The following is a 23,021-nucleotide window of genomic DNA, read 5'->3' on the forward strand; positions in this document are numbered from 1 at the left end:
TTAGTTTGGCAGCGTGCGATCTGGCGTCGTCACCGTACTGGCAGTTTGTGCCGTTGCACCCTGCGGCGCAGACTGCATTGGATGCGCAAGGAAGTAGTTGCGCAGGCCGTTGTAAATGGCTTCTGCCAGTTGTTGTTGGTAATCGTCGCTCGCCAGCAAACGTTCTTCGCTGTTATTGCTGATAAAACCAGTTTCGACCAGTACTGACGGGATATCCGGCGAACGCAGAACGCCGAGACTGGCGTGTTCTGGTCGGCGTTTATGAATTTCGCCAATGCGTTGCAACTGACTGATCATATTGGTCGCCACATCATACCCTACCCGCTGGGAATGACCGAATTGTAAATCCAGCACCGCCTGGCTTAGGTACGGGTCGGCCTGACTGTTCGCCAGCACATCACCCGCCCCGCCCAGCAGCTCCGACTGCTTCTCATGCTGTTCCAGCCAGCTTGCCATTTCGCTGTTGGCGCGACGGTTTGAGAGCACCCATACAGAGGCACCGGTGGCACTACGGTTTGGTGCGGCATCGGCATGAATCGACACAAGGAAATTGGCGTTTTGCTTACGTGCCACATCACTGCGCCCCATCACCGAGATAAAGTAATCCCCGTCACGGGTTAAAACGCCCTTAAACATCGGATCGTTATTGAGCAAGGTACGTAATTTACGCGCAATGGCGATGGTGACATTTTTCTCCCGTGTACCACCAGGGCCGATAGCGCCAGGGTCCTGACCGCCGTGTCCAGCATCAATAGCGATGACAATTTTATCGCCAGTGTTAGCCGTCGCGCGCGCTGCCGGACGCGTTACCGTATTGCTGCTGATAACCCCCGTGGTACGGTTGCTTTCTGTTTTAAACGGATTGCGCGCCGGTTCGCTAACGCGCGGTGCGACAACCGCAGGCGTTTCAACGCGTTTCGCAACCACTGGCGGCGGCGGAGGCGGCGGTGGCGCATCGGCGTTAATCGTAAAGACGACGGTGTAATTGCTGCCATTCTGCCGCTTCACCGCTTCGGTTTTACCGTTTTCGGTAAGATCGACCACCAGCCGCAACGTTTGTGCATCTTTAGGCGTTCCAGAGCGAATTGCCTTCACCAGATTATTACCGCTGAACAACAACGGCAGCCCCTGAATCACGCCCGATTGTTTGATATCGAGTGCCACGGTGCGTTTACCTTGATGGCTAAACGCATAGTCAGGCTCGCCAATAAAACTCAACGTTATCCGCGCCTGTTGGTTGCCGTTAGAAACCTGAATATCAGAGAGCGTCGCGGCGCCAGCCTGCGCGCACAGCAGCACCAACGTCGCAACCAACCAATTTCTGATGCGATACATCATCCCGCCACCTTTCAAAGGTTAACCGGCTAAACGCGCCAGCAACAATTCACCCGCAGAGGAAACCGCACTCACGCGCGCCTCACGGCCTTGTGCCTGATAATCAATGTGTATTTCGACATCCGGGTCAGGAAGAACACCTGTACCTTGTTGTGGCCACTCCACCAGGCAGATGGCATCGTTGGCAAAATAATCGCGGATCCCCATAAACTCCAGCTCCTCGGGATCGGCAAGGCGGTACAAATCAAAGTGATAAACCATTATGTTGTCGAGCGTATAGGGTTCGACCAGCGTATAAGTGGGGCTTTTGACATTACCCTGATGACCCAGAGCCTGTAAAAAACCCCGGCTAAAGGTGGTTTTACCTGCGCCTAAATCGCCATACAGATAGATTACGGTTGCACCTTCGCAGGCTTTCGCTACCCGCTCGCCCAGGTCTAATGTTGCCTGCTCATCAGGGAGCGGAATTACTCGATTCATCATGTTTTTTATCAGTCACTTCCGGGTTAACAATACGCTGTAGCGTGGAAAAGAGATCGGTTGCCAGCATCCCGCGCGTACCAAAACGCGCCGCCAGTACGTCAGCTGCCGCGCCGTGTGCGACACAGCCTGCACAGGCTGCATCATACGGCGACAGTTTTTGCCCAAGCAATGCGCCAATAATACCAGAGAGCACATCGCCCATGCCGCCGCTCGCCATGCCTGCATTTCCGGCATCAATAATGCCTAAAGCGTCAGGATGGGCGGCGACCACGGTTCCGGCACCTTTCAGCACCGCTACGCCGCCATAACGTTGTACCAGACGTTGGGCGCAATGTAAGCGGTCACTTTCAATTTCTGCTACGGAACAGCCCAACAACCGCGCGGCCTCGCCAGGATGCGGCGTGATCACGCGATTGTGACGCTTATCGGGATTGATTGCCAGCAGGTTCAATGCATCGGCATCCCACAACATCGGTTTGCGAAAATTCTCAACTTTTTGCAGGGCTTTTTTCCCCCACTCTTGCTGGCCCAGACCGGGACCAATCACCACCACATCGGCCCATTCCAGGCTTTCGGTAAGAGAGTCCATAGTCAGTTCATGCACCATCAATTCCGGTCGTGCGGTCAGCAGCGGCGCAATGTTTTCACTGCGGGTCAGCACTCTGACCAAACCAGCGCCAGCACGCAGCGCCGCTTCTCCTGTCATACGAATAGCTCCTGCCGTGCCGTGATCGCCACCGATAATCACCAGCCGCCCGTGATCGCCTTTATGCGAAGTCGGGCGACGCGGTTTCAGCCAGTGAGAAAGTTGTTCTGCCGAAAACCGCTGAATTTTCGTCTTCTGACCTGCCAGCCAGCTATCCAGCCCCAGCGAATCAAAATGCAGTTGTCCGGTAACATCCCGCGCTTTCCCGGTGAGCAAGCCAGGTTTCAGCGCAATAAAGGTGATGATGTGATCGGCGTTGATCACCGCGCCTGGCGTGGCGCCGGTTTCCGCCAACAGGCCGGAAGGAATATCAACCGCCACAATCGGCGCAGGATGGGAATTAGCGTGGTCGATTAACTGGCTAATGGATTTGCGCGGCGCTTGCTGCAATCCGGTGCCGAGCAGCGCATCAACAATCAGATCCACCGATTCGGGCCAGACAATATTCGTCGCATGGATTTCGCCTCCCGCGTTTAACCATGCCTCGCGTGCCAGCGCGGCCTCTTCCGGCAACGGTTTGTCACTTTCCTGGGCCAGCAGCGTGACATCAATACCGATCGCTTTGGCCAGCCGCGCGACCACGTAGCCATCGCCGCCGTTATTACCATGACCGCACAGCACCAGCCAGTGGCGGGCGTCAGGATAAGCCGAACGACACACCTGGAATGCGGCTTCGCCAGCGCGAAGCATCAGCTCATAGAGTGTGACGCCCCAGCGCATCTGCCGCCTCACGTTCTCCGCGGCGGATATCGTCGGCGTGCCAGACGGTGTGTGGTATACTTACGGGGTTTTTCTTCATTGTATGGTCCGTCATGTCAGAGCCCCTCGATCTCAATCAGTTAGCGCAAAAAATTAAACAGTGGGGGCTGGAACTGGGCTTTCAGCAGGTAGGTATTACCGATACCGATCTCAGCGAGTCCGAGCCCAAACTGCAAGCATGGCTGGACAAACAGTACCACGGCGAAATGGACTGGATGGCGCGTCACGGTATGCTGCGCGCTCGCCCTCACGAATTATTGCCCGGTACGCTGCGCGTGATCAGCGTGCGGATGAATTATCTTCCTGCCAACGCCGCATTTGCCAGCACGCTGAAAAATCCCAAACTCGGCTATGTTAGCCGTTATGCGCTGGGCCGTGACTATCACAAGCTTCTGCGCAACCGACTCAAAAAGCTGGGCGAGATGATTCAGCAACATTGTGTTTCGCTGAATTTTAGACCGTTTGTCGATTCTGCGCCTATTCTCGAGCGCCCGTTAGCTGAAAAAGCTGGACTTGGCTGGACAGGTAAGCACTCACTTATCCTCAATCGCGAGGCCGGTTCGTTCTTCTTTTTAGGTGAATTGCTGGTCGATATTCCTCTGCCCGTGGATCAACCGGTCGAGGATGGATGCGGTAAATGCGTGGCCTGTATGACGATTTGCCCGACCGGCGCCATCGTCGAGCCATATACCGTCGATGCTCGCCGTTGTATTTCTTATCTGACGATTGAGCTGGAAGGGGCTATCCCGGAAGAGTTGCGACCGTTAATGGGAAACCGTATTTACGGCTGTGATGACTGTCAGCTTATTTGTCCGTGGAATCGCTATTCACAACTGACAACTGAAGACGATTTCAGCCCGCGCAAACCACTACACGCACCGGAACTCATTGAGCTTTTTGCATGGAGCGAAGAGAAATTCTTAAAAGTCACGGAAGGATCGGCGATTCGCCGTATAGGTCACCTGCGTTGGCTGCGTAATATCGCCGTAGCATTAGGCAATGCGCCCTGGGATGAAGCGATTCTGACGGCGCTGGAAAGTCGTAAAGGTGAGCACCCACTTCTTGATGAGCATATAGCGTGGGCGATTGCGCAGCAAATCGAGAGACGAAATGCGTGCGTGGTTGAAGTGCAATTGCCGAAAAAACAGCGTCTGGTTCGTGTAATTGAAAAGGGACTACCACGTGACGCCTGATTCATCCACAGCTTGTGAATAAAAATAAAAACGCATTGCAATTCAAGACGAATATCATCGTCAAGTGATCGATACGACAAAATACAATCTTAATTTTCAATTTATATATCAACAAGTTAAAAAAATACTATTCACCGTGCGAAGTTTTTCTGAAATTAAGATTACAGCCCGGACCTGTGGATAACTCTGTTTACAAGAGTTTGTCAGAGGCAACAAAAACCAGCAATAACGCATCGCGTCGCTGTGGATATTTTATTGGGAGAAGAATTTGGAGCGGGAAACGAGACTCGAACTCGCGACCCCGACCTTGGCAAGGTCGTGCTCTACCAACTGAGCTATTCCCGCTTGGGTGGTCTGTGCTCTGCAGCACTTTCAAATTTTGGAGCGGGAAACGAGACTCGAACTCGCGACCCCGACCTTGGCAAGGTCGTGCTCTACCAACTGAGCTATTCCCGCGTACTACTTAATTTTTGCTTTCGTAATTTCGCATTTCTGCGTCGTTACGGGAGGCGCATTATACGAGAAATCTTTCCCTCTGCAACCCCCCTAAAAAAAATTTTTCGAATTTTTATCTCAAGTGCTGAAATTATCAGCAAGGCGTTCAATTTAGCGTCAAAATCACGCCACCGCAAGTGGATTCCGGCGGTTACGTGACCAGGAAGAATTTTACAGCTTGATGAAATGCTCGCGGTAGTAAGCCAGTTCCGCAACTGATTCGCGGATATCATCCATCGCCTGATGCGTCCCCTGCTTGGTAAAACCGTCGAGAATTTCCGGCTTCCAGCGGCGCGCCAGCTCTTTCAGCGTGCTGACATCGAGATAGCGGTAGTGGAAGTACGATTCCAGTTCCGGCATGTATTTGAAAAGGAAGCGGCGATCCTGACCGATGCTGTTACCGCAGATAGGCGATTTACCCGCAGGCACCCACTGTTTTAAAAATTCGAGCGTCGCCAGTTCTGCTTCACGATCGCCCATCGTGCTCGCTTTCACGCGCTCCACCAGCCCGCTGGCAGTATGGGTACGGACGTTCCAGTCATCCATCAGCGCCAGCTGTTCGTCAGACTGATGTACTGCAATGGTCGGCCCTTCTGCCAGAATATTCAGGTTGGCATCGGTCACCAGCGTGGCAATCTCAATAATGCGATCACGCTCGGGATCCAGACCGGTCATCTCAAGATCGATCCAAATCAGGTTGTTTTCATTGGCACTCATGCTATTTTCCACCCATTCACAGTGACTATATTGATCCACAATTGCGTGTATCATAGATGTTTTGCCCATCAGGGGCGACCAGGAGTCTGTACGATTGAGTAAAAATAAACTCTCCAAAGGCCAGCAGCGCCGCGTGAACGCCAATCACCAGCGTCGTCTTAAAACGTCTAAGGAGAAGCCCGATTACGACGACAATCTGTTTGGCGAGCCTGATGAAGGTATCGTCATCAGCCGCTTTGGCATGCACGCTGATGTGGAGTCCGCCGATGGCGACGTTCACCGCTGCAATATTCGCCGCACCATCCGTTCACTGGTAACCGGCGACCGCGTAGTCTGGCGTCCGGGTAAACCGGCGGCGGAAGGCGTAAATGTCAAAGGGATCGTGGAAGCGGTGCATGAGCGCACCTCGGTGTTAACACGCCCGGATTTCTACGACGGCGTGAAACCCATCGCCGCCAACATCGATCAGATTGTTATTGTCTCCGCCATTTTGCCGGAGCTGTCGCTCAATATTATCGACCGTTACCTGGTAGCCTGCGAAACCTTGCAGATTGAGCCGATTATTGTGCTCAATAAGATAGACCTGTTGGACGACGAAGGCATGGCGTTCGTCAACGAACAGATGGATATCTACCGCAACATCGGTTATCGCGTATTGATGGTTTCCAGCCATACTCAGGATGGGCTGAAACCGCTGGAAGAGGCATTGACCGGACGCATCAGCATTTTTGCCGGGCAATCTGGCGTCGGCAAATCCAGCCTGCTGAACGCGTTGCTGGGGCTGCAAAAAGAGATCCTGACCAACGATGTCTCTGACAACTCAGGTCTGGGCCAGCACACCACTACTGCCGCTCGGTTGTATCACTTCCCGCACGGCGGAGATGTGATTGATTCTCCTGGGGTACGCGAATTCGGACTCTGGCATCTCGAGCCGGAACAAATCACTCACGGTTTTGTCGAATTCCATGACTACTTAGGTCTGTGCAAATACCGCGATTGCAAACACGATACCGATCCGGGCTGCGCTATCCGTGAAGCCGTTGACGAAGGGAAAATCGCGGAAACCCGTTTCGAAAACTATCACCGTATTCTGGAAAGCATGGCGCAGGTAAAAACGCGTAAAAACTTTTCTGATACGGATGACTGACAATTAAGCTAACCGTCGTTAGAATCGTCCCCTTTTTTTCAGGATCCGGCATGTACGCCGGATCAGGAACGACAAAACAATGGCCTGGAGGCTACTTTGTTAAATTCATTTAAACTTTCGCTACAGTACATTCTGCCGAAACTATGGCTTACTCGCCTGGCGGGTTGGGGCGCAAGCAAGCGAGCAGGATGGCTGACAAAACTGGTTATCGATCTGTTCGTTAAATACTACAAAGTCGACATGCAAGAGGCGCAGAAGCCGGATACTGCCAGCTACCGCTCCTTTAACGAATTTTTTGTCCGTCCGCTGCGTGACGAAGTACGCCCAATCAATACCGATCCGAATGTACTGGTCATGCCTGCCGATGGCGTTATCAGCCAGTTAGGTAAAATCGAAGAAGATAAAATCCTGCAAGCCAAAGGCCACAATTACAGCCTCGAAGCCCTGCTGGCGGGCAACTATCTGATGGCGGATCTTTTCCGCAATGGTACGTTTGTGACCACTTACCTCTCCCCGCGTGACTATCACCGCGTACACATGCCGTGCAACGGTATTTTGCGTGAGATGATCTACGTACCGGGCGATCTCTTCTCCGTTAACCATCTCACTGCTCAGAACGTGCCAAATCTGTTTGCCCGTAACGAACGCGTGATCTGCCTGTTCGATACCGAATTTGGCCCGATGGCGCAGATTCTGGTCGGGGCGACGATTGTAGGCAGCATTGAGACGGTCTGGGCGGGCACCATTACGCCGCCGCGCGAAGGCATCATCAAACGCTGGACCTGGCCTGCCGGGGAAAACGACGGTTCTGTGGCGCTGCTGAAAGGCCAGGAAATGGGTCGCTTTAAACTTGGCTCTACCGTTATCAACCTGTTTGCACCGGGTAAAGTAAACCTGGTTGAGCAACTGGAAAGCCTGTCTGTCACGAAAATTGGCCAGCCGCTGGCAGTATCTACCGAAACCTTTGTTACGCCAGACGCTGAACCAGCCCCGCTTCCTGCTGAAGAGATCGAAGCAGAACACGACGCCAGCCCATTGGTTGACGATAAAAAAGACCAGGTCTAATCCATCAAAGGAAACGCTGACGTGCGCCTGATTATCACTTTTCTGATGGCCTGGTGCCTCAGTTGGGGGGCGTACGCCGCGACGGCCCCCGATAGCAAACAAATCACCCAGGAACTGGAGCAGGCAAAAGCGGCGAAACCCGTGCAGCCGGAAGTCGTAGAGGCGCTCCAGTCTGCCTTAAATGCGCTTGAGGAACGAAAAAGTTCCCTTGAGCGCATCAAGCAATACCAAGAAGTCATTGATAATTATCCGAAACTCTCTGCTACTCTGCGCGCACAATTAAACAACATGCGTGACGAGCCGCGCAGCGTGTCGCCGGGAATGTCTACCGACGCGCTGAATCAGGAAATTCTCCAGGTCAGCAGTCAGTTGCTGGATAAAAGCCGTCAGGCCCAACAAGAGCAGGAACGCGCCCGCGAGATAGCGGATTCATTGAATCAACTGCCGCAACAGCAAACCGATGCCCGTCGTCAGTTAAATGAAATCGAGCGCCGCCTGGGAACGCTTACCGGCAATACCCCGCTTAATCAGGCACAAAATTTCGCGTTACAGTCTGACTCCGCACGCCTGAAAGCGCTCGTTGATGAACTGGAGCTGGCGCAGCTGTCTGCCAATAACCGCCAGGAATTAGCGCGCTTGCGCTCTGAGCTGGCGGAAAAAGAGAGCCAGCAGCTGGATGCGTATTTGCAGGCCTTACGTAATCAGTTGAACAGCCAACGCCAGCTTGAGGCGGAGCGGGCGCTGGAAAGCACCGAACTGCTGGCAGAAAGCAGTGCCGATTTACCGAAAGATATCGTCGCGCAATTCAAAATTAACCGCGAGCTTTCGGCGGCGCTGAATCAGCAGGCGCAGCGAATGGATCTCGTCGCTTCGCAACAGCGTCAGGCTGCCAGCCAGACATTACAGGTCCGGCAGGCGCTGAATACCCTGCGCGAGCAGTCACAATGGTTGGGAGCGTCCAACCTGCTCGGCGAAGCGTTGCGAGCGCAGGTGGCACGACTGCCGGAAATGCCGAAACCGCAACAACTTGATACCGAAATGGCGCAGTTGCGCGTGCAACGGTTGCACTATGAGGATCTACTCAATAAACAACCGCAACTGCGACAAATCCTTCAGGCTGACGGTCAGCCGCTGACCGCCGAGCAAAACCGTATTCTCGAAGCACAACTGCGCACTCAGCGTGAGTTGCTGAACTCATTGTTGCAGGGTGGCGACACGCTACTACTGGAACTGACCAAGCTGAAAGTCTCCAACGGGCAACTGGAAGATGCGCTGAAAGAGGTGAACGAAGCGACGCACCGCTATCTGTTCTGGACCTCTGACGTGCGCCCGATGACCATCGCCTGGCCACTGGAAATCGCCCAGGATCTGCGTCGTCTCATTTCGCTGGACACCTTCAGTCAGTTAGGTAAAGCCAGCATCATGATGCTGACCAGCAAAGAGACGATTTTGCCGCTGTTTGGCGCGTTGATTCTGGTCGGTTGCAGTATTTACTCGCGTCGCTATTTCACCCGTTTTCTCGAACGTTCGGCAGCGAAAGTCGGCAAAGTGACTCAGGATCACTTCTGGCTGACATTACGCACTCTTTTCTGGTCGATTCTCGTCGCGTCACCGCTACCGGTGCTGTGGATGACGCTGGGTTATGGCTTGCGCGAGGCGTGGCCTTATCCGCTAGCGGTAGCGATTGGCGATGGCGTAACGGCCACCGTGCCGCTGCTGTGGGTAGTAATGATTTGCGCCACCTTTGCCCGCCCTAACGGCTTGTTTATTGCCCATTTTGGCTGGCCGCGCGAACGTGTTTCCCGCGGGATGCGCTACTACCTGATGAGCATCGGGCTTATCGTGCCGCTGATTATGGCGCTGATGATGTTCGATAATCTCGACGACCGCGAGTTTTCCGGTTCGCTGGGACGTCTTTGCTTCATCCTCATTTGCGGTGCACTGGCAGTGGTCACCCTCAGTTTGAAAAAAGCGGGGATCCCGCTGTACCTCAACAAAGAGGGAAGCGGCGATAACATTACCAACCATATGTTATGGAACATGATGATTGGCGCGCCGCTGGTCGCTATTCTGGCAGCGGCAGTCGGTTACCTGGCAACGGCACAGGCGCTGTTAGCAAGGCTTGAAACCTCGGTCGCCATCTGGTTCCTGCTGTTGGTGGTTTACCACGTTATCCGCCGCTGGATGCTGATCCAGCGCCGCAGGCTGGCGTTTGACCGGGCGAAGCATCGCCGGGCAGAGATGTTAGCGCAGCGCGCGCGTGGCGAAGAGGAAGCGCATCATCACAGTAGCCCGGAAGGAGCAATTGAAGTCGATGAAAGCGAAGTCGATCTCGATGCCATCAGTGCGCAATCCTTGCGGCTGGTGCGCTCAATTTTGATGTTGATCGCCTTGCTTTCGGTCATTGTGCTGTGGTCAGAAATCCATTCCGCTTTCGGCTTCCTCGAAAATATTTCGCTGTGGGATGTTACGTCCACGGTACAGGGCGTAGAAAGCCTGGAGCCGATCACCCTCGGCGCGGTGCTGATTGCCATTCTGGTGTTTATCATCACCACGCAGCTGGTGCGCAACCTGCCCGCGCTGCTGGAACTGGCGATTTTGCAGCATCTGGATTTAACGCCGGGTACGGGCTACGCCATCACCACCATCACCAAATATCTGCTGATGCTGATTGGCGGGTTGGTCGGCTTCTCAATGATTGGTATTGAGTGGTCGAAATTGCAGTGGCTGGTCGCCGCGCTCGGTGTTGGTCTCGGTTTTGGTTTGCAGGAGATTTTCGCCAACTTTATCTCTGGCCTGATTATCCTGTTCGAAAAACCGATTCGCATTGGCGATACGGTAACGATCCGCGATCTTACCGGCAGCGTGACGAAAATTAACACCCGCGCCACCACCATCAGCGACTGGGACCGCAAAGAGATTATCGTGCCGAACAAGGCGTTTATTACTGAGCAGTTTATCAACTGGTCGCTCTCTGACTCGGTCACGCGCGTGGTGTTGACGATTCCGGCCCCTGCTGATGCCAACAGTGAAGAAGTGACGGAAATCCTGCTCACCGCAGCGCGCCGCTGCTCGCTGGTGATCGACAACCCGGCGCCGGAAGTCTTCCTGGTGGATCTACAGCAAGGGATTCAGATTTTCGAGCTGCGTATTTACGCCGCAGAAATGGGTCACCGCATGCCGCTGCGCCATGAAATCCATCAACTGATTCTGGCGGGCTTCCACGCCCACGGTATTGATATGCCATTCCCGCCCTTCCAGATGCGTCTGGAAAGCCTGAATGGTAAACAAACGGGGAGAACACTAACTTCTGCGGGCAAAGGTCGCCAGGCGGGAAGTTTGTAAGGTCTTTGTGGCCGGATGAACCCATCCGGCTCACAAACAAAACTGATAGCGCAGGAAAAACTGCCACAGCCAATAGCCGAAAATAACCAGCGCGGTGACGTACATAAACCAGCCGCCTTTTTTTCGCCGCAGCGCGAACCAGAGAAAAGGGAAAAAGAGCGGCAACGTCAATATCACACCGACATCACGGGTATCGTCATTTTCCAGATACTCCAGCACATCGCAGATGTTTTTAACCCCGCCTTCATCAATCATCCACTCTTTGTCCAGTGTGGAAGTGATGGTTATCCAGAGGAACGCCACAATGAACCAGATGCAGCACAAAACAAACATGCGCGCACTCATGAGGTAATCGGTCGCTTAATTTCGCTAAAACGCATACGAAACAAATCGCCGTATCCCACTAATTCTCCGCGAAAAACCAGACATCTAATAAGATAAGCGCAATAGATATCCGGCAGGTTTCCCCACCGATTCCCGTCGCGATCTTTGAGGGTATTAATGGTATTACCGACCACCATCGCCACTTTACGGGTGTAGCGAACATCGGCAAAAGAAAGGATAACGTGCTCTATTTCTGCAACGTCCTGCGCAGAAAATTGCAGCGCCCTGATTTCATCTTCGGTTATTGCCGGGTCCCGGCTGTTGTCATCCAAAACATTCCCTGTATTTATGCCCTATCGTCAGGCCGACGATAGGGCATCTGATTACTCAGCCGCCCACTGCGGATTTTTTGCCACTCTGCTGCAATAGTTCTGGTAAATCGCCATCGCTAACAGCGAAAAGAAGACAGGGCCGCCAACCATCCACAATGTGCTATCCCAGTCTCCGGCTTCAACCACTGGCTGGATAATGGTGAAAACGTTCGCAAACGTCACCACCAGTACCACCACCACTGTCGCGATCGTTGCCGACATGTGTGTTTTGAAAATCACAAATGGTCTGTCGAGATCCTGACGTGCTTTAAAGAATGGGAAAGCCAGCGCAAGGAACAGATAGGGAAGCGTCATGGAAACGTTCGCCATCAGCGTCAGCTTGTTAAAGAACGCTGATGCGGTACCACCGCCAAACGAAACCAGCAGGATGAAGACAGTAACCAGCCCGCACTGCATCCACATGGCGATAGACGGCATGCCCATGGCGTTCAGGCGCGTCATCGGTTCCGGCCATAACGCTTTCGGCGTACCCTGGATGATCGCTTTTAGTGGCGAGTAGCAAAGTGTAAAGAACGCGCCGGTGTAAGCCAGGAACATCGAAAGCCCGGTAATACGCGCAAACCATACGCCCAGCGACAATGACGCTTCAGGTGACAAATGCAGCACGTTACCCAGCGTCATCCCCAGGCTTTTCATCAGTACATAGGTGATATTGCCAAGGTTAACGGAACCATTACTTAATACCTGCTGCCAGTTAGTGCTGACGCCCCATAAAAATATCGCCAGCGAATAACCGATTGAAATAACAATAGCGGCAAAAACAATACCTTTGGCAAAGTTCTTTTCTGGGTTTTCTGTTTTATCTACCAGACCACCAACCGCTTCAATTCCGCCGTAAGCGAAAATGGCAAATACCACAAACGATAACATCGCCAGACCGGATTGATATCCTGGATTCGGCGATACCACGAAATTAATATCCTGTGCAAAATGGCCACCATTTAATAACAAAATGGCAATGCTCACTAACAGTAATACTAAATTAAGACACATTACTGCAATACCACCTACTGCAGTAATACGAGCAATTTTATTAATCCCTTTTGAAGCAACCACGGTAACCAGGATCATCCATGCCACCGCCAGCAGACCCACTACCTGCGTTGGCTCCAGGCCAGCAATGCGCCAGTGCTGAGTCATGTCGGTACCGTAGAGGAACGTAGAAAATGGTACCCAGACTTTAGCTGAGGTACTCACCATCCAGATGATATAAGAGGAAAACCACATAAATGTGCCGATAAAGGCGAAACGTGGTCCGACACTATTATTCATCCAGGAATAGATGCCGCCTTCTTCTTTGCGATACGCCGCGCCCATCTCTGCCATCATTAAGGCAAATGGTATAAAAAATAATAATGCAGAAAATATATAAAAGGGAATCGCACTATACCCCATTAAATAATAAGCTGCCGGGCTATTGGCAAACCCAAATACTGAAGTAAAGATCATCAATATGAGCCCTATCAGACTCATCTTTTTTATCGTGTGAGGCATGAAATTATCCTTCGTGTTAGCACATGTATAAAACGCGCGCACTGAACTGCACTACCCATCGATTGACGGGCCGCAATAAAAAACCATACAGAATTGATACCTGGATGATAGCAAATATCCAGTCTTAAATTGTGGCCTTCAGCAGAAAAATGAAAACATCTGCTACAGAATGGCGTTACAACGCCATTCTGTGCGGTTAATTAGATGATTTTTCAGAATTATGCCCGGTCAACGCTAAAGGCAATCACTTCCGCAAGCGTCTCCGCGCCCAGCGCCAACATCACCAGACGATCAACGCCCAGAGCCACGCCGGAGCAGTCAGGCATACCGACTTTCAGAGCTTCTATGAGGTTTTGGTCAATTGGATGCTGCGGTAAACCACGCGCCGCACGTTTGCGGTTATCCTGCTCAAAGCGTTGTTGCTGTTCACGGGCGTCCGTTAATTCGTGGAAACCATTCGCCAGCTCAATACCTTTGTAGTAGACCTCGAAGCGCTCTGCGACCCGATGATCTTCGGTACTGATTTGCGCCAGTGATGCCTGACTGGCAGGGAAATGATAAACAAAGGTCGGTTTTTCTTTACCAATGTTCGGTTCCACACCAAAGGTAAACAGCAACTGCAACAGTGTATCGCGATCTTCTTCGGTATCGGCAACGTTGCTCAGATCCAGTTTCGCCGCCACTTCCCGCAGCTGCGTTTTATCAGCTGAGAGCGGATCAATTTCCAGATAACGTAAGAAGGCTTGCTGATAAGAAAGGCTTTCTGCAGCCGGGCAATCCAGTACTTGCTGCAGAAGATCGTCAACTTCGTTCATCAACCGGTACATATCATAATGCGGCCGATACCACTCCAGCATCGTGAACTCAGGGTTGTGATAACGCCCCATCTCTTCATTACGGAAGCTGCGGCACAGCTGGAATACTGGGCCACAACCGGCAACCAGCAGGCGTTTCATGTGATATTCAGGGCTGGTCATTAACCAGAGATTCATCCCCTGAGAGTGTCCGGGGCCAACGAAACGTGTCTCAAACGGGACCAAATGAATATCGGTTACCGTCGCCTGGCTCATACAAGGCGTCTCCACCTCCAGCACTCCACGATCGGCAAAGAAACGACGGATCTCCGCCATAATCGCCGCGCGTTTTAATAAGTTAGGAATGGATGCGCTCGGCTGCCAGGATGCCGTTTCGCTCATAGTGAAATCTCCAGTTTTTAACAAGGGCACGAAGTCTACTCGCAACGCGACGGCGAGACAAATTTTACGCAGGAATCATTCAGCGAGAGGGGGTGGCTAAAAAAACCACAATCTGATGGTTTAGTAATTAAATTAATCATCTTCAGTGATAATTTAGCCCGCTTGCGCACTAAAAAAATCGATCTCGTCAAATTTCAGACTTATCCATCAGACTATACTGTTGTACCTATAAAGGAGCAGTGGAATAGCGTTCGCAGACCGTAACTTTCAGGCACTTACCCTGAAGTACGTGGATGTGGGATAAAAACAATCTGGAGGAATGTCGTGCAAACCTTTCAAGCCGATCTTGCCATTGTAGGTGCCGGTGGCGCGGGATTACGTGCTGCAATTGCTGCCGCGCAGGCAAATCCGAATGCAAAAATCGCACTAATCTCAAAAGTATACCCAATGCGCAGCCATACCGTTGCTGCAGAAGGGGGCTCCGCCGCTGTCGCGCAGGATCATGACAGCTTCGATTATCACTTTAACGATACAGTAGCGGGTGGCGACTGGTTATGTGAGCAGGATGTTGTGGATTATTTCGTCCACCACTGCCCAACCGAAATGACCCAACTGGAACTGTGGGGATGCCCATGGAGCCGTCGCCCGGATGGTAGCGTGAACGTACGTCGCTTCGGCGGCATGAAAATCGAGCGTACCTGGTTCGCCGCAGATAAGACCGGCTTCCATATGCTTCACACTCTGTTCCAGACCTCTCTGCAATTCCCGCAGATCCAGCGTTTTGACGAACATTTCGTGCTGGATATTCTGGTTGATGATGGTCATGTTCGCGGCCTGGTGGCAATGAACATGATGGAAGGTACGCTGGTGCAGATCCGTGCCAACGCAGTGGTGATGGCAACCGGCGGCGCTGGCCGTGTTTATCGTTACAACACCAACGGCGGCATCGTTACTGGCGACGGTATGGGTATGGCGCTGAGCCACGGTGTTCCGCTGCGTGATATGGAGTTCGTTCAGTATCACCCGACTGGCCTACCGGGTTCCGGTATCCTGATGACCGAAGGTTGCCGTGGCGAAGGCGGTATTCTGGTCAACAAAAATGGCTACCGTTATCTGCAAGACTACGGCATGGGCCCGGAAACTCCGCTGGGCGAGCCGAAAAACAAATACATGGAGCTGGGTCCACGCGACAAAGTTTCTCAGGCCTTCTGGCACGAATGGCGTAAAGGCAACACCATCTCCACGCCGCGTGGCGATGTGGTTTACCTCGACCTGCGTCACCTGGGCGAGAAAAAACTGCACGAACGTCTGCCGTTCATCTGTGAGCTGGCGAAAGCTTATGTTGGCGTCGATCCGGTTAAAGAGCCGATTCCGGTACGTCCGACCGCGCACTACACCATGGGTGGTATCGAAACCGATCAGAACTGCGAAACCCGCATTAAGGGCCTGTTCGCCGTGGGCGAATGTTCCTCTGTAGGTCTGCACGGCGCAAACCGTCTGGGCTCCAACTCCCTAGCGGAACTGGTGGTCTTTGGTCGTCTGGCTGGTGAGCAAGCAATGGAGCGCGCATCTACTGCCGGTAATGGCAACGATGCAGCGATCAATGCCCAGGTTGCTGGCGTTGAACAGCGTCTGAAAGATCTGGTTAACCAGGACGGCGGCGAAAACTGGGCGAAGATCCGCGACGAAATGGGCCTGGCCATGGAAGAAGGCTGCGGTATCTACCGTACGCCGGAACTGATGCAGAAAACCATCGACAAGCTGGCGGAACTGCAGGAACGCTTCAAGCGCGTTCGCATCACCGACACTTCCAGCGTGTTCAACACCGACCTGCTTTACACCATTGAGTTGGGCCACGGTCTGAACGTTGCCGAATGTATGGCGCACTCCGCAATGGCACGTAAAGAGTCCCGCGGCGCACACCAGCGTCTGGACGAAGGTTGCACTGAACGTGACGACATCAACTTCCTCAAACACACCCTCGCCTTCCGCGATGCTGATGGCACTACTCGCCTGGAGTACAGCGACGTGAAAATTACTAAGCTGCCGCCGGCCAAACGCATGTACGGTGGCGAAGCGGATGCAGCTGATAAGGCGGAAGCAGCCAATAAGAAGGAGAAGGCGAATGGCTGAGATGAAAAACCTGAAAATTGAGGTGGTGCGTTATAACCCGGAAGTCGATACCGCACCGCATAGCGCATTCTATGAAGTGCCTTATGATGAAACCACCTCATTGCTGGATGCGCTGGGCTATATCAAAGACAACCTTGCGCCGGACCTGAGCTACCGCTGGTCCTGCCGTATGGCGATTTGTGGCTCCTGCGGCATGATGGTTAACAACGTGCCGAAACTGGCATGTAAAACCTTCCTGCGTGACTACACCAACGGCATGAAGGTTGAAGCGTTAGCTAACTTCCCGATTGAACGCGATCTGGTGGTCGATATGACCCACTTCATCGAAAGTCTGGAAGCGATCAAACCGTACATCATCGGCAACTCCCGCACCGCGGATCAGGGCACTAACATCCAGACCCCGGCGCAGATGGCGAAGTATCACCAGTTCTCCGGTTGCATCAACTGTGGTCTGTGCTATGCCGCATGCCCGCAGTTCGGCCTGAACCCAGAGTTCATCGGTCCGGCTGCCATTACGCTGGCACATCGTTATAACGAAGATAGCCGCGACCACGGTAAGAAGGAGCGTATGGCGCAGTTAAACAGCCAGAACGGCGTATGGAGCTGTACTTTCGTGGGCTACTGCTCCGAAGTCTGCCCGAAACACGTCGATCCGGCTGCGGCCATTCAGCAGGGCAAAGTAGAAAGTTCAAAAGACTTTCTTATCGCGACCCTGAAACCACGCTAAGGAGTGCAACATGACGACTAAACGTAAACCGTATGTACGGCCAATGACGTCCACCTGGTGGAAAAAATTGCCGTTTTATCGCTTTTACATGCTGCGCGAAGGCACAGCGGTTCCGGCTGTGTGGTTCAGCATTGAACTGATTTTCGGGCTGTTTGCCCTGAAAAATGGCCCGGAAACCTGGGCGGGATTCGTCGACTTTTTACAAAACCCGGTTATCGTGATCATTAACCTGATTACTCTGGCGGCAGCCCTGCTGCACACCAAAACCTGGTTTGAACTGGCACCGAAAGCGGCCAATATCATTGTAAAAGACGAAAAAATGGGACCAGAGCCAATTATCAAAAGTCTCTGGGCGGTAACCGTGGTTGCCACCATCGTAATCCTGTTTGTTGCCCTGTACTGGTAAGGAGCCTGAGATGATTAATCCAAATCCAAAGCGTTCTGACGAACCGGTATTCTGGGGCCTCTTCGGGGCCGGTGGTATGTGGAGCGCAATTATTGCGCCGGTGATGATCCTGCTGGTGGGTATTCTGCTGCCGCTGGGGCTGTTTCCGGGTGATGCACTGAGCTACGAGCGCGTTCTGGCGTTCGCGCAGAGCTTCATTGGTCGCGTATTCCTGTTCCTGATGATCGTTCTGCCGCTGTGGTGTGGTTTACACCGTATGCACCACGCGATGCACGATCTGAAAATCCACGTACCTGCGGGCAAATGGGTTTTCTACGGTCTGGCTGCTATCCTGACAGTTGTCACGCTGATTGGTGTCGTTACAATCTAACGCATCGCCAATGTAAATCCGGCCCGCCTATGGCGGGCCGTTTTGTATGGAAACCAGACCTTATGCTCAAAACGACGCTTTGCGCCTTACTGATTACCGTCTCTTGCTCCACTCTTGCCGCGCCCCACAGCGAACAACAAATCAACGATATTGTGCATCACACAATTACCCCACTTGTTGAGCAACAAAACATCCCCGGCATGGCCGTTGCAGTGATTTATCAGGGTAAGCCTTATTACTTTACCTGGGGCTACGCGGATGTGGCAAAAAAGCGGCCCGTCACGCAGCAAACGTTGTTTGAGTTAGGCTCGGTCAGTAAAACATTTACTGGCGTGCTTGGTGGTGACGCTATTGCTCGAGGGGAAATCAATCTAAACGATCCCGTCACAAAATACTGGCCTGAACTTACCGCTAAACAGTGGAATGGGATCACGCTATTACATCTCGCAACCTACACCGCTGGCGGCCTGCCGTTACAGGTGCCGGATGAGGTGAAATCCTCAAGCGACTTGCTGCGCTTCTATAAAAACTGGCAGCCTGAATGGGCGCCAGGAACACAACGTCTGTATGCAAACTCCAGTATCGGTTTGTTCGGCGCACTGGCTGTGAAGCCGTCTGGTTTGAGCTTTGAACAGGCGATGCAAAATCGTGTTTTCCAGCCACTCAAACTCAACCATACGTGGATTAATGTGCCATCAGCGGAAGAAAAGAATTACGCCTGGGGATATCGTGAGGGCAAGGCGGTGCATGTTTCGCCAGGGGCGCTGGATGCTGAAGCTTACGGTGTAAAATCGACGATTGAAGATATGGCCTGCTGGGTACGAAGCAATATGAATCCCCGTGATATCAACGACAAAACACTTCAGCAAGGGATACAACTGGCGCAATCTCGCTACTGGCAAACCGGCGATATGTATCAGGGCCTGGGCTGGGAAATGCTGGACTGGCCGGTAAATCCTGACAGCATCATCAATGGCAGCGACAGTAAAATTGCGCTGGCGACAAGCCCAGTAAAAGCGATTACGCCCCCTGCTCCTGCTGTGCGGTCATCATGGGTGCATAAAACAGGTGCGACCGGCGGATTTGGTAGCTATGTCGCGTTTATCCCAGAAAAAGAGCTGGGTATTGTGATGCTGGCTAACAAAAATTATCCCAATCCAGCGAGAGTTACCGCCGCCTGGCAGATTCTCAACGCTCTACAGTAAAATTTCATCGGGTCCGAATTTTCGGACCTTTTCTTCGCATTTCCTTGCTGTCATCTACACTTAGAAAAAACCAGTAAGGAAACATTTATGCGCCTGCTCCCTCTCGTTGCCGCAGCGACAGCTGCATTTCTGGTGGTTGCCTGTAGTTCTCCCACACCGCCGCGTGGCGTGACTGTGGTAAATAATTTCGATACCAAACGCTATTTGGGTACGTGGTATGAGATTGCCCGTTTTGATCACCGTTTTGAACGCGGGCTGGAGAAAGTGACCGCGACGTATAGCCTGCGGGATGACGGCGGCCTGAATGTCATTAATAAAGGCTATAACCCAGACAGAGAGATGTGGCAGCAGAGTGAAGGAAAAGCCTACTTTACTGGAGATCCGCGTCGCGCAGCCCTGAAAGTGTCGTTCTTTGGGCCATTCTACGGCGGTTATAATGTCATCGCGCTCGACCGGGAGTACCGCCACGCGCTGGTTTGCGGCCCGGACCGCGACTACCTGTGGATACTCTCTCGCACGCCAACCATTTCTGACGAAGTTAAACAGGAGATGCTGGCAGTCGCAACCCGGGAAGGGTTTGATGTTAGTAAGTTTATTTGGATACAGCAGCCCGGTAGTTAGTGAGTACTGAGCTTCAGACCAATAATTCCCACCACAATTAACGCCAGACTTGCCAGGCGCATCGGGTTAGCGGACTCGCCGAGCAGCACAATGCCGGTGATAGCCGCGCCGACTGCGCCAATCCCCGTCCAGACAGCATAAGCCGTCCCTACAGGTAATGACTTCATCGCCCAGGCGAGCAGCGCCATACTGACAATCATCGCCGTCACGGTAATAACACTTGGCGTCAAACGACTAAAGCCGTGGGTATATTTCAGGCCAACAGCCCAGACGACTTCCAGCAAACCAGCAATAAATAAAATAATCCAGGACATATAAAACTCCGGAGAAATGGGGCCGTCCCCGGTGAAAAGAAGCGTTTGCAGGTCGTCCTGCAAAGCTGATGGTTGAACGGATATTTTGCCAGGTGGCAGGGGAATTTCAACTATTACCTTAGTGACTATCGCTGAAAAAATAAACGGCACGACAAACCTGCCGTACCGTTATTGCTTATTGCTGCGCTTTCGTCGCTGCGCCAGAAATCGCGTTACCGCCGTCGGAGATATCTTCACCAACGCCACGCGTGGTGTTGCAGGCAGTCAATACAGTTGAAAGCACCAGAACAGAAAAGATCGCTGCAATTGTCTTCTTCACCATAACGTCTTCCTTTTAGGTAATGTTATTTGTGTTTGCCTATAGCAAATTAATAATAGACAACACCACCGAAAATGACGGAAATCTGATGATTTTTACGAAGAGAAGAAAAATTAGCTGGCTGCGCGAGAGATGGAATTACCGAGATGTTTAATGTCTTCACCAAAACCGCGTGCGGTGTTACAGCCCGTGAGCAGCGCACTGGCAAGCAAAACAAGAAGGATAAGGCGTTTCATCATCTCTGGCCTGAGAAAGTGATGGTGCAGCCCACAGGCCGCACCACAACCGCATTACTTCACGCGAGATACGTATTCACCAGAGCGGGTATCCACTTTGATGACTTCGCCGATCTGTACGAACAGCGGAACTTTAACCACAGCGCCAGTAGACAGGGTAGCCGGTTTGCCGCCAGTACCTGCGGTATCACCTTTCAGACCCGGATCGGTATCAACGATTTCCAGTTCAACGAAGTTCGGCGGAGTAACGGAGATCGGCTGACCATTCCACAGAGTTACGATGCACTCTGCCTGATCCAGCAGCCACTTAGCGTTGTCGCCAATTGCTTTTGCATCAGCAGACAGCTGCTCGAAAGTTTCGTTGTTCATGAAGTGCCAGAACTCACCGTCGTTGTACAGGTAAGTCAGGTTCATATCGACAACATCAGCGCCTTCAGCGGAATCGGTAGATTTGAAGGTTTTTTCTACGCGAGTGCCAGTCAGTAGACGGCGCAGTTTAACGCGAGCGAATGCCTGACCTTTACCCGGTTTCACGAATTCACTGGCTTCAACCGCGTAAGGTTCGCCATCTAACATGATTTTAAGACCAGCACGAAAATCGTTGCTATAGTACGTTGCCATAAGGCCCTCTGAAATTTGTTAATTGGTAGCTAAGCCACAAAATGGCGCATATTGTAACCCTAAATACCCCATCCAGAGAAGATTGGTTAGCGCAACTTGCCGATGTTGTGACCGATCCTGATGAACTTCTGCGTCTTTTGAATATAGACGCGGACGAAAAACTGTTGGCCGGACGCAGCGCCAAAAAGCTGTTTGCCCTGCGCGTGCCCCGCTCATTTATCGATCGCATGGAGAAAGGCAATCCAGACGATCCACTTTTGCGTCAGGTACTTACCTCGCAAGATGAGTTTGTCGTCGCGCCCGGATTCTCCACCGACCCGTTGGAAGAACAGCACAGCGTAGTGCCTGGTTTGTTGCATAAATACCACAACCGGGCGCTTTTGCTGGTCAAAGGCGGCTGCGCGGTAAATTGCCGCTATTGCTTCCGTCGCCACTTCCCGTATGCCGAAAATCAGGGCAACAAGCGAAACTGGAAGACGGCACTTGAGTATGTTGCTGCGCATCCGGAACTGGACGAGATTATTTTCTCCGGCGGCGATCCGCTGATGGCGAAAGATCACGAACTGGACTGGTTATTAACGCAACTGGAAGCGATCCCACATATCAAACGTCTGCGGATTCACAGCCGTCTGCCGATTGTGATCCCGGCACGCATCACCGAGGCGCTGGTTGAACGCTTTGCCCGTTCTACGCTGCAAATCTTGCTGGTGAATCACATCAACCATGCCAATGAGGTAGATGAAACATTCCGTCAGGCGATGGCTAAATTGCGCCGTGTCGGCGTCACCCTGCTTAACCAAAGCGTTCTGTTACGTGGCGTGAACGATAACGCGCAAACGCTGGCAAATCTGAGTAATGCATTGTTTGACGCCGGTGTGATGCCCTATTACCTGCATGTGCTCGATAAAGTGCAGGGCGCGGCGCATTTCATGGTGAGCGATGATGAAGCGCGGCAGATTATGCGTGAGTTGCTGACGTTAGTATCGGGATATCTGGTGCCAAAACTGGCGCGCGAGATTGGTGGCGAACCCAGCAAAACGCCGCTGGATCTCCAACTACGCCAGCAGTAACTGATTAAACAGGGAAGTTAAACATTAAAATTGCCTGATGCGCTACGCTTATCAGGCCTACATCGTGCATTGAAATTAAATGAATTTTCAATGAACTGTAGGCCGGATAAGGCGTTTACGCCGCATCCGGCAAGAGCAACAAACGCAGTACAGCGACCTGTCATTTTACAGGGAAGTTTAATCTTTGCCCGTTGCATAACCTTTAATTATTCATATACATTGCTATTTTTACTCTTTATATAGCCAACACCAATAATTAACCTTTCTTTTCTGTTTATATAGAGTGAGCACGGCTATTTATGTTATTTTAACAACTATTACTACCAAGCCCATTTATCTGGCTTATAA

Annotated in this window: 23 protein-coding genes, 2 tRNA genes and 1 pseudogene; 11 read left to right on the forward strand and 15 right to left on the reverse strand. The window is 52.3% G+C overall.

Annotated features, from left to right (window positions below; all coding sequences use genetic code 11):
- From amiB to nnr, 3 genes and pseudogenes are all read right to left on the reverse strand, one after another.
- The gene (gene amiB / locus CRI63_RS07620; protein ID WP_135519106.1) at positions 1–1,338 is read right to left on the reverse strand and encodes an N-acetylmuramoyl-L-alanine amidase AmiB; all 1,338 of its coding nucleotides are present in this window, start codon (positions 1,336–1,338) and stop codon (positions 1–3) included.
- An 18-nt stretch (positions 1,339–1,356) separates the two neighbouring features.
- Positions 1,357–1,818 (reverse strand): tRNA (adenosine(37)-N6)-threonylcarbamoyltransferase complex ATPase subunit type 1 TsaE, encoded by a 462-nt coding sequence (tsaE, locus tag CRI63_RS07625; protein WP_135490000.1) that lies wholly within the window; start codon positions 1,816–1,818, stop codon positions 1,357–1,359.
- Positions 1,790–3,338, reverse strand: a pseudogene (gene nnr / locus CRI63_RS07630) (bifunctional ADP-dependent NAD(P)H-hydrate dehydratase/NAD(P)H-hydrate epimerase). Before nnr ends, tsaE begins: the two are co-directional and overlap by 29 nt.
- On the opposite strand from nnr, the gene queG reads away from it, so the two are divergent.
- The gene (gene queG / locus CRI63_RS07635) at positions 3,337–4,476 is read left to right on the forward strand and encodes a tRNA epoxyqueuosine(34) reductase QueG (RefSeq protein WP_135519112.1); all 1,140 of its coding nucleotides are present in this window, start codon (positions 3,337–3,339) and stop codon (positions 4,474–4,476) included. The pseudogene nnr and the gene queG overlap by 2 nt on opposite strands.
- On the opposite strand, the gene CRI63_RS07640 is transcribed toward queG, so the two are convergent.
- From CRI63_RS07640 to orn, 4 genes are all read right to left on the reverse strand, one after another.
- The gene (locus tag CRI63_RS07640; protein WP_100699686.1) at positions 4,459–4,512 is read right to left on the reverse strand and encodes a hypothetical protein; all 54 of its coding nucleotides are present in this window, start codon (positions 4,510–4,512) and stop codon (positions 4,459–4,461) included. The two genes, queG and CRI63_RS07640, sit on opposite strands and share 18 nt — an antisense overlap.
- A 233-nt stretch (positions 4,513–4,745) precedes the next feature.
- Positions 4,746–4,821 (reverse strand) — tRNA-Gly (locus tag CRI63_RS07645).
- A gap of 35 nt (positions 4,822–4,856) precedes the next feature.
- A tRNA-Gly gene (locus tag CRI63_RS07650) sits at positions 4,857–4,932 on the reverse strand.
- Between the two features lie 210 nt (positions 4,933–5,142).
- Positions 5,143–5,688 carry an oligoribonuclease gene (gene orn / locus CRI63_RS07655; protein ID WP_064525781.1) on the reverse strand — a complete coding sequence of 182 codons (546 nt, stop codon included), beginning with the start codon at positions 5,686–5,688 and terminating at the stop codon, positions 5,143–5,145.
- A gap of 94 nt (positions 5,689–5,782) precedes the next feature.
- Here orn and rsgA point away from each other — a divergent pair, with 94 nt between their 5' ends.
- The 3 genes from rsgA (at position 5,783) to mscM (ending at position 11,245) form a co-directional block, all read left to right on the forward strand.
- Entirely contained in the window at positions 5,783–6,835 is a 1,053-nt protein-coding gene (gene rsgA, locus CRI63_RS07660) for a small ribosomal subunit biogenesis GTPase RsgA (RefSeq protein WP_130205979.1), read from the forward strand.
- A gap of 96 nt (positions 6,836–6,931) precedes the next feature.
- On the forward strand, positions 6,932–7,900 hold the full coding sequence (asd, locus tag CRI63_RS07665) for an archaetidylserine decarboxylase (protein ID WP_130259511.1): 969 nt from the start codon (positions 6,932–6,934) through the stop codon (positions 7,898–7,900).
- 21 nt (positions 7,901–7,921) lie between these two features.
- The gene (gene mscM / locus CRI63_RS07670; protein ID WP_135486761.1) at positions 7,922–11,245 is read left to right on the forward strand and encodes a miniconductance mechanosensitive channel MscM; all 3,324 of its coding nucleotides are present in this window, start codon (positions 7,922–7,924) and stop codon (positions 11,243–11,245) included.
- Positions 11,246–11,275: 30 nt separating this feature from the next.
- Here mscM and CRI63_RS07675 read toward each other — a convergent pair whose 3' ends face one another.
- The 4 genes from CRI63_RS07675 to epmA all read right to left on the reverse strand — a co-directional run bounded on the left by CRI63_RS07675 (position 11,276) and on the right by epmA (position 14,651).
- Positions 11,276–11,590, reverse strand: a complete 315-nt coding sequence (locus CRI63_RS07675) for a YjeO family protein (protein WP_135519114.1) — start codon at positions 11,588–11,590, stop codon at positions 11,276–11,278.
- Positions 11,587–11,901 (reverse strand): protein YjeN, encoded by a 315-nt coding sequence (gene yjeN, locus CRI63_RS07680; RefSeq protein WP_135519117.1) that lies wholly within the window; start codon positions 11,899–11,901, stop codon positions 11,587–11,589. Before yjeN ends, CRI63_RS07675 begins: the two co-directional genes overlap by 4 nt.
- A 51-nt stretch (positions 11,902–11,952) precedes the next feature.
- Positions 11,953–13,455: a glutamate/gamma-aminobutyrate family transporter YjeM gene (gene yjeM / locus CRI63_RS07685; protein WP_130205971.1), complete on the reverse strand. Its 1,503-nt coding sequence runs from the start codon at positions 13,453–13,455 to the stop codon at positions 11,953–11,955.
- Positions 13,456–13,673: 218 nt separating this feature from the next.
- Positions 13,674–14,651: an elongation factor P--(R)-beta-lysine ligase gene (gene epmA, locus CRI63_RS07690; protein ID WP_000004771.1), complete on the reverse strand. Its 978-nt coding sequence runs from the start codon at positions 14,649–14,651 to the stop codon at positions 13,674–13,676.
- 324 nt (positions 14,652–14,975) lie between these two features.
- Between epmA and frdA the strand changes: the two genes are divergently transcribed.
- The 6 genes from frdA (at position 14,976) to blc (ending at position 20,113) form a co-directional block, all read left to right on the forward strand.
- Positions 14,976–16,784: a fumarate reductase (quinol) flavoprotein subunit gene (gene frdA / locus CRI63_RS07695; protein WP_130205969.1), complete on the forward strand. Its 1,809-nt coding sequence runs from the start codon at positions 14,976–14,978 to the stop codon at positions 16,782–16,784.
- Positions 16,777–17,511, forward strand: a complete 735-nt coding sequence (frdB, locus tag CRI63_RS07700; protein ID WP_064525766.1) for a fumarate reductase iron-sulfur protein — start codon at positions 16,777–16,779, stop codon at positions 17,509–17,511. The genes frdA and frdB overlap by 8 nt, the downstream gene beginning before the upstream one ends.
- Positions 17,512–17,521: 10 nt before the next feature.
- Positions 17,522–17,917 (forward strand): fumarate reductase subunit FrdC, encoded by a 396-nt coding sequence (gene frdC, locus CRI63_RS07705; protein WP_001568431.1) that lies wholly within the window; start codon positions 17,522–17,524, stop codon positions 17,915–17,917.
- 10 nt (positions 17,918–17,927) lie between these two features.
- The gene (gene frdD, locus CRI63_RS07710; protein ID WP_000609663.1) at positions 17,928–18,287 is read left to right on the forward strand and encodes a fumarate reductase subunit FrdD; all 360 of its coding nucleotides are present in this window, start codon (positions 17,928–17,930) and stop codon (positions 18,285–18,287) included.
- Between the two features lie 62 nt (positions 18,288–18,349).
- Positions 18,350–19,492, forward strand: coding sequence for a BlaEC family class C beta-lactamase (locus CRI63_RS07715; RefSeq protein WP_135519120.1), 1,143 nt, complete (start codon positions 18,350–18,352; stop codon positions 19,490–19,492).
- A gap of 87 nt (positions 19,493–19,579) precedes the next feature.
- Entirely contained in the window at positions 19,580–20,113 is a 534-nt protein-coding gene (blc, locus tag CRI63_RS07720; RefSeq protein WP_130216743.1) for a lipocalin Blc, read from the forward strand.
- Here blc and sugE read toward each other — a convergent pair.
- The 4 genes from sugE to efp form a co-directional block, all read right to left on the reverse strand.
- Entirely contained in the window at positions 20,110–20,427 is a 318-nt protein-coding gene (sugE, locus tag CRI63_RS07725) for a quaternary ammonium compound efflux SMR transporter SugE (RefSeq protein WP_130205961.1), read from the reverse strand. The two genes, blc and sugE, sit on opposite strands and share 4 nt — an antisense overlap.
- A 175-nt stretch (positions 20,428–20,602) precedes the next feature.
- A complete protein-coding gene (gene ecnB, locus CRI63_RS07730) occupies positions 20,603–20,749 on the reverse strand; it encodes a lipoprotein toxin entericidin B (RefSeq protein ID WP_000239596.1) in 147 nt (48 codons plus the stop codon).
- 110 nt (positions 20,750–20,859) lie between these two features.
- Positions 20,860–20,985 carry a lipoprotein antitoxin entericidin A gene (ecnA, locus tag CRI63_RS07735; protein ID WP_064525758.1) on the reverse strand — a complete coding sequence of 42 codons (126 nt, stop codon included), beginning with the start codon at positions 20,983–20,985 and terminating at the stop codon, positions 20,860–20,862.
- 51 nt (positions 20,986–21,036) lie between these two features.
- On the reverse strand, positions 21,037–21,603 hold the full coding sequence (gene efp / locus CRI63_RS07740) for an elongation factor P (protein WP_000257278.1): 567 nt from the start codon (positions 21,601–21,603) through the stop codon (positions 21,037–21,039).
- Positions 21,604–21,644: 41 nt separating this feature from the next.
- Between efp and epmB the strand changes: the two genes are divergently transcribed.
- Positions 21,645–22,673 (forward strand): EF-P beta-lysylation protein EpmB, encoded by a 1,029-nt coding sequence (epmB, locus tag CRI63_RS07745; protein ID WP_130221786.1) that lies wholly within the window; start codon positions 21,645–21,647, stop codon positions 22,671–22,673.
- Positions 22,674–23,021 lie beyond the last annotated feature (348 nt).

Origin of the sequence: Escherichia sp. E2661 (genome assembly GCF_004745185.1) — a bacterium.
GTDB lineage: Bacteria > Pseudomonadota > Gammaproteobacteria > Enterobacterales > Enterobacteriaceae > Escherichia.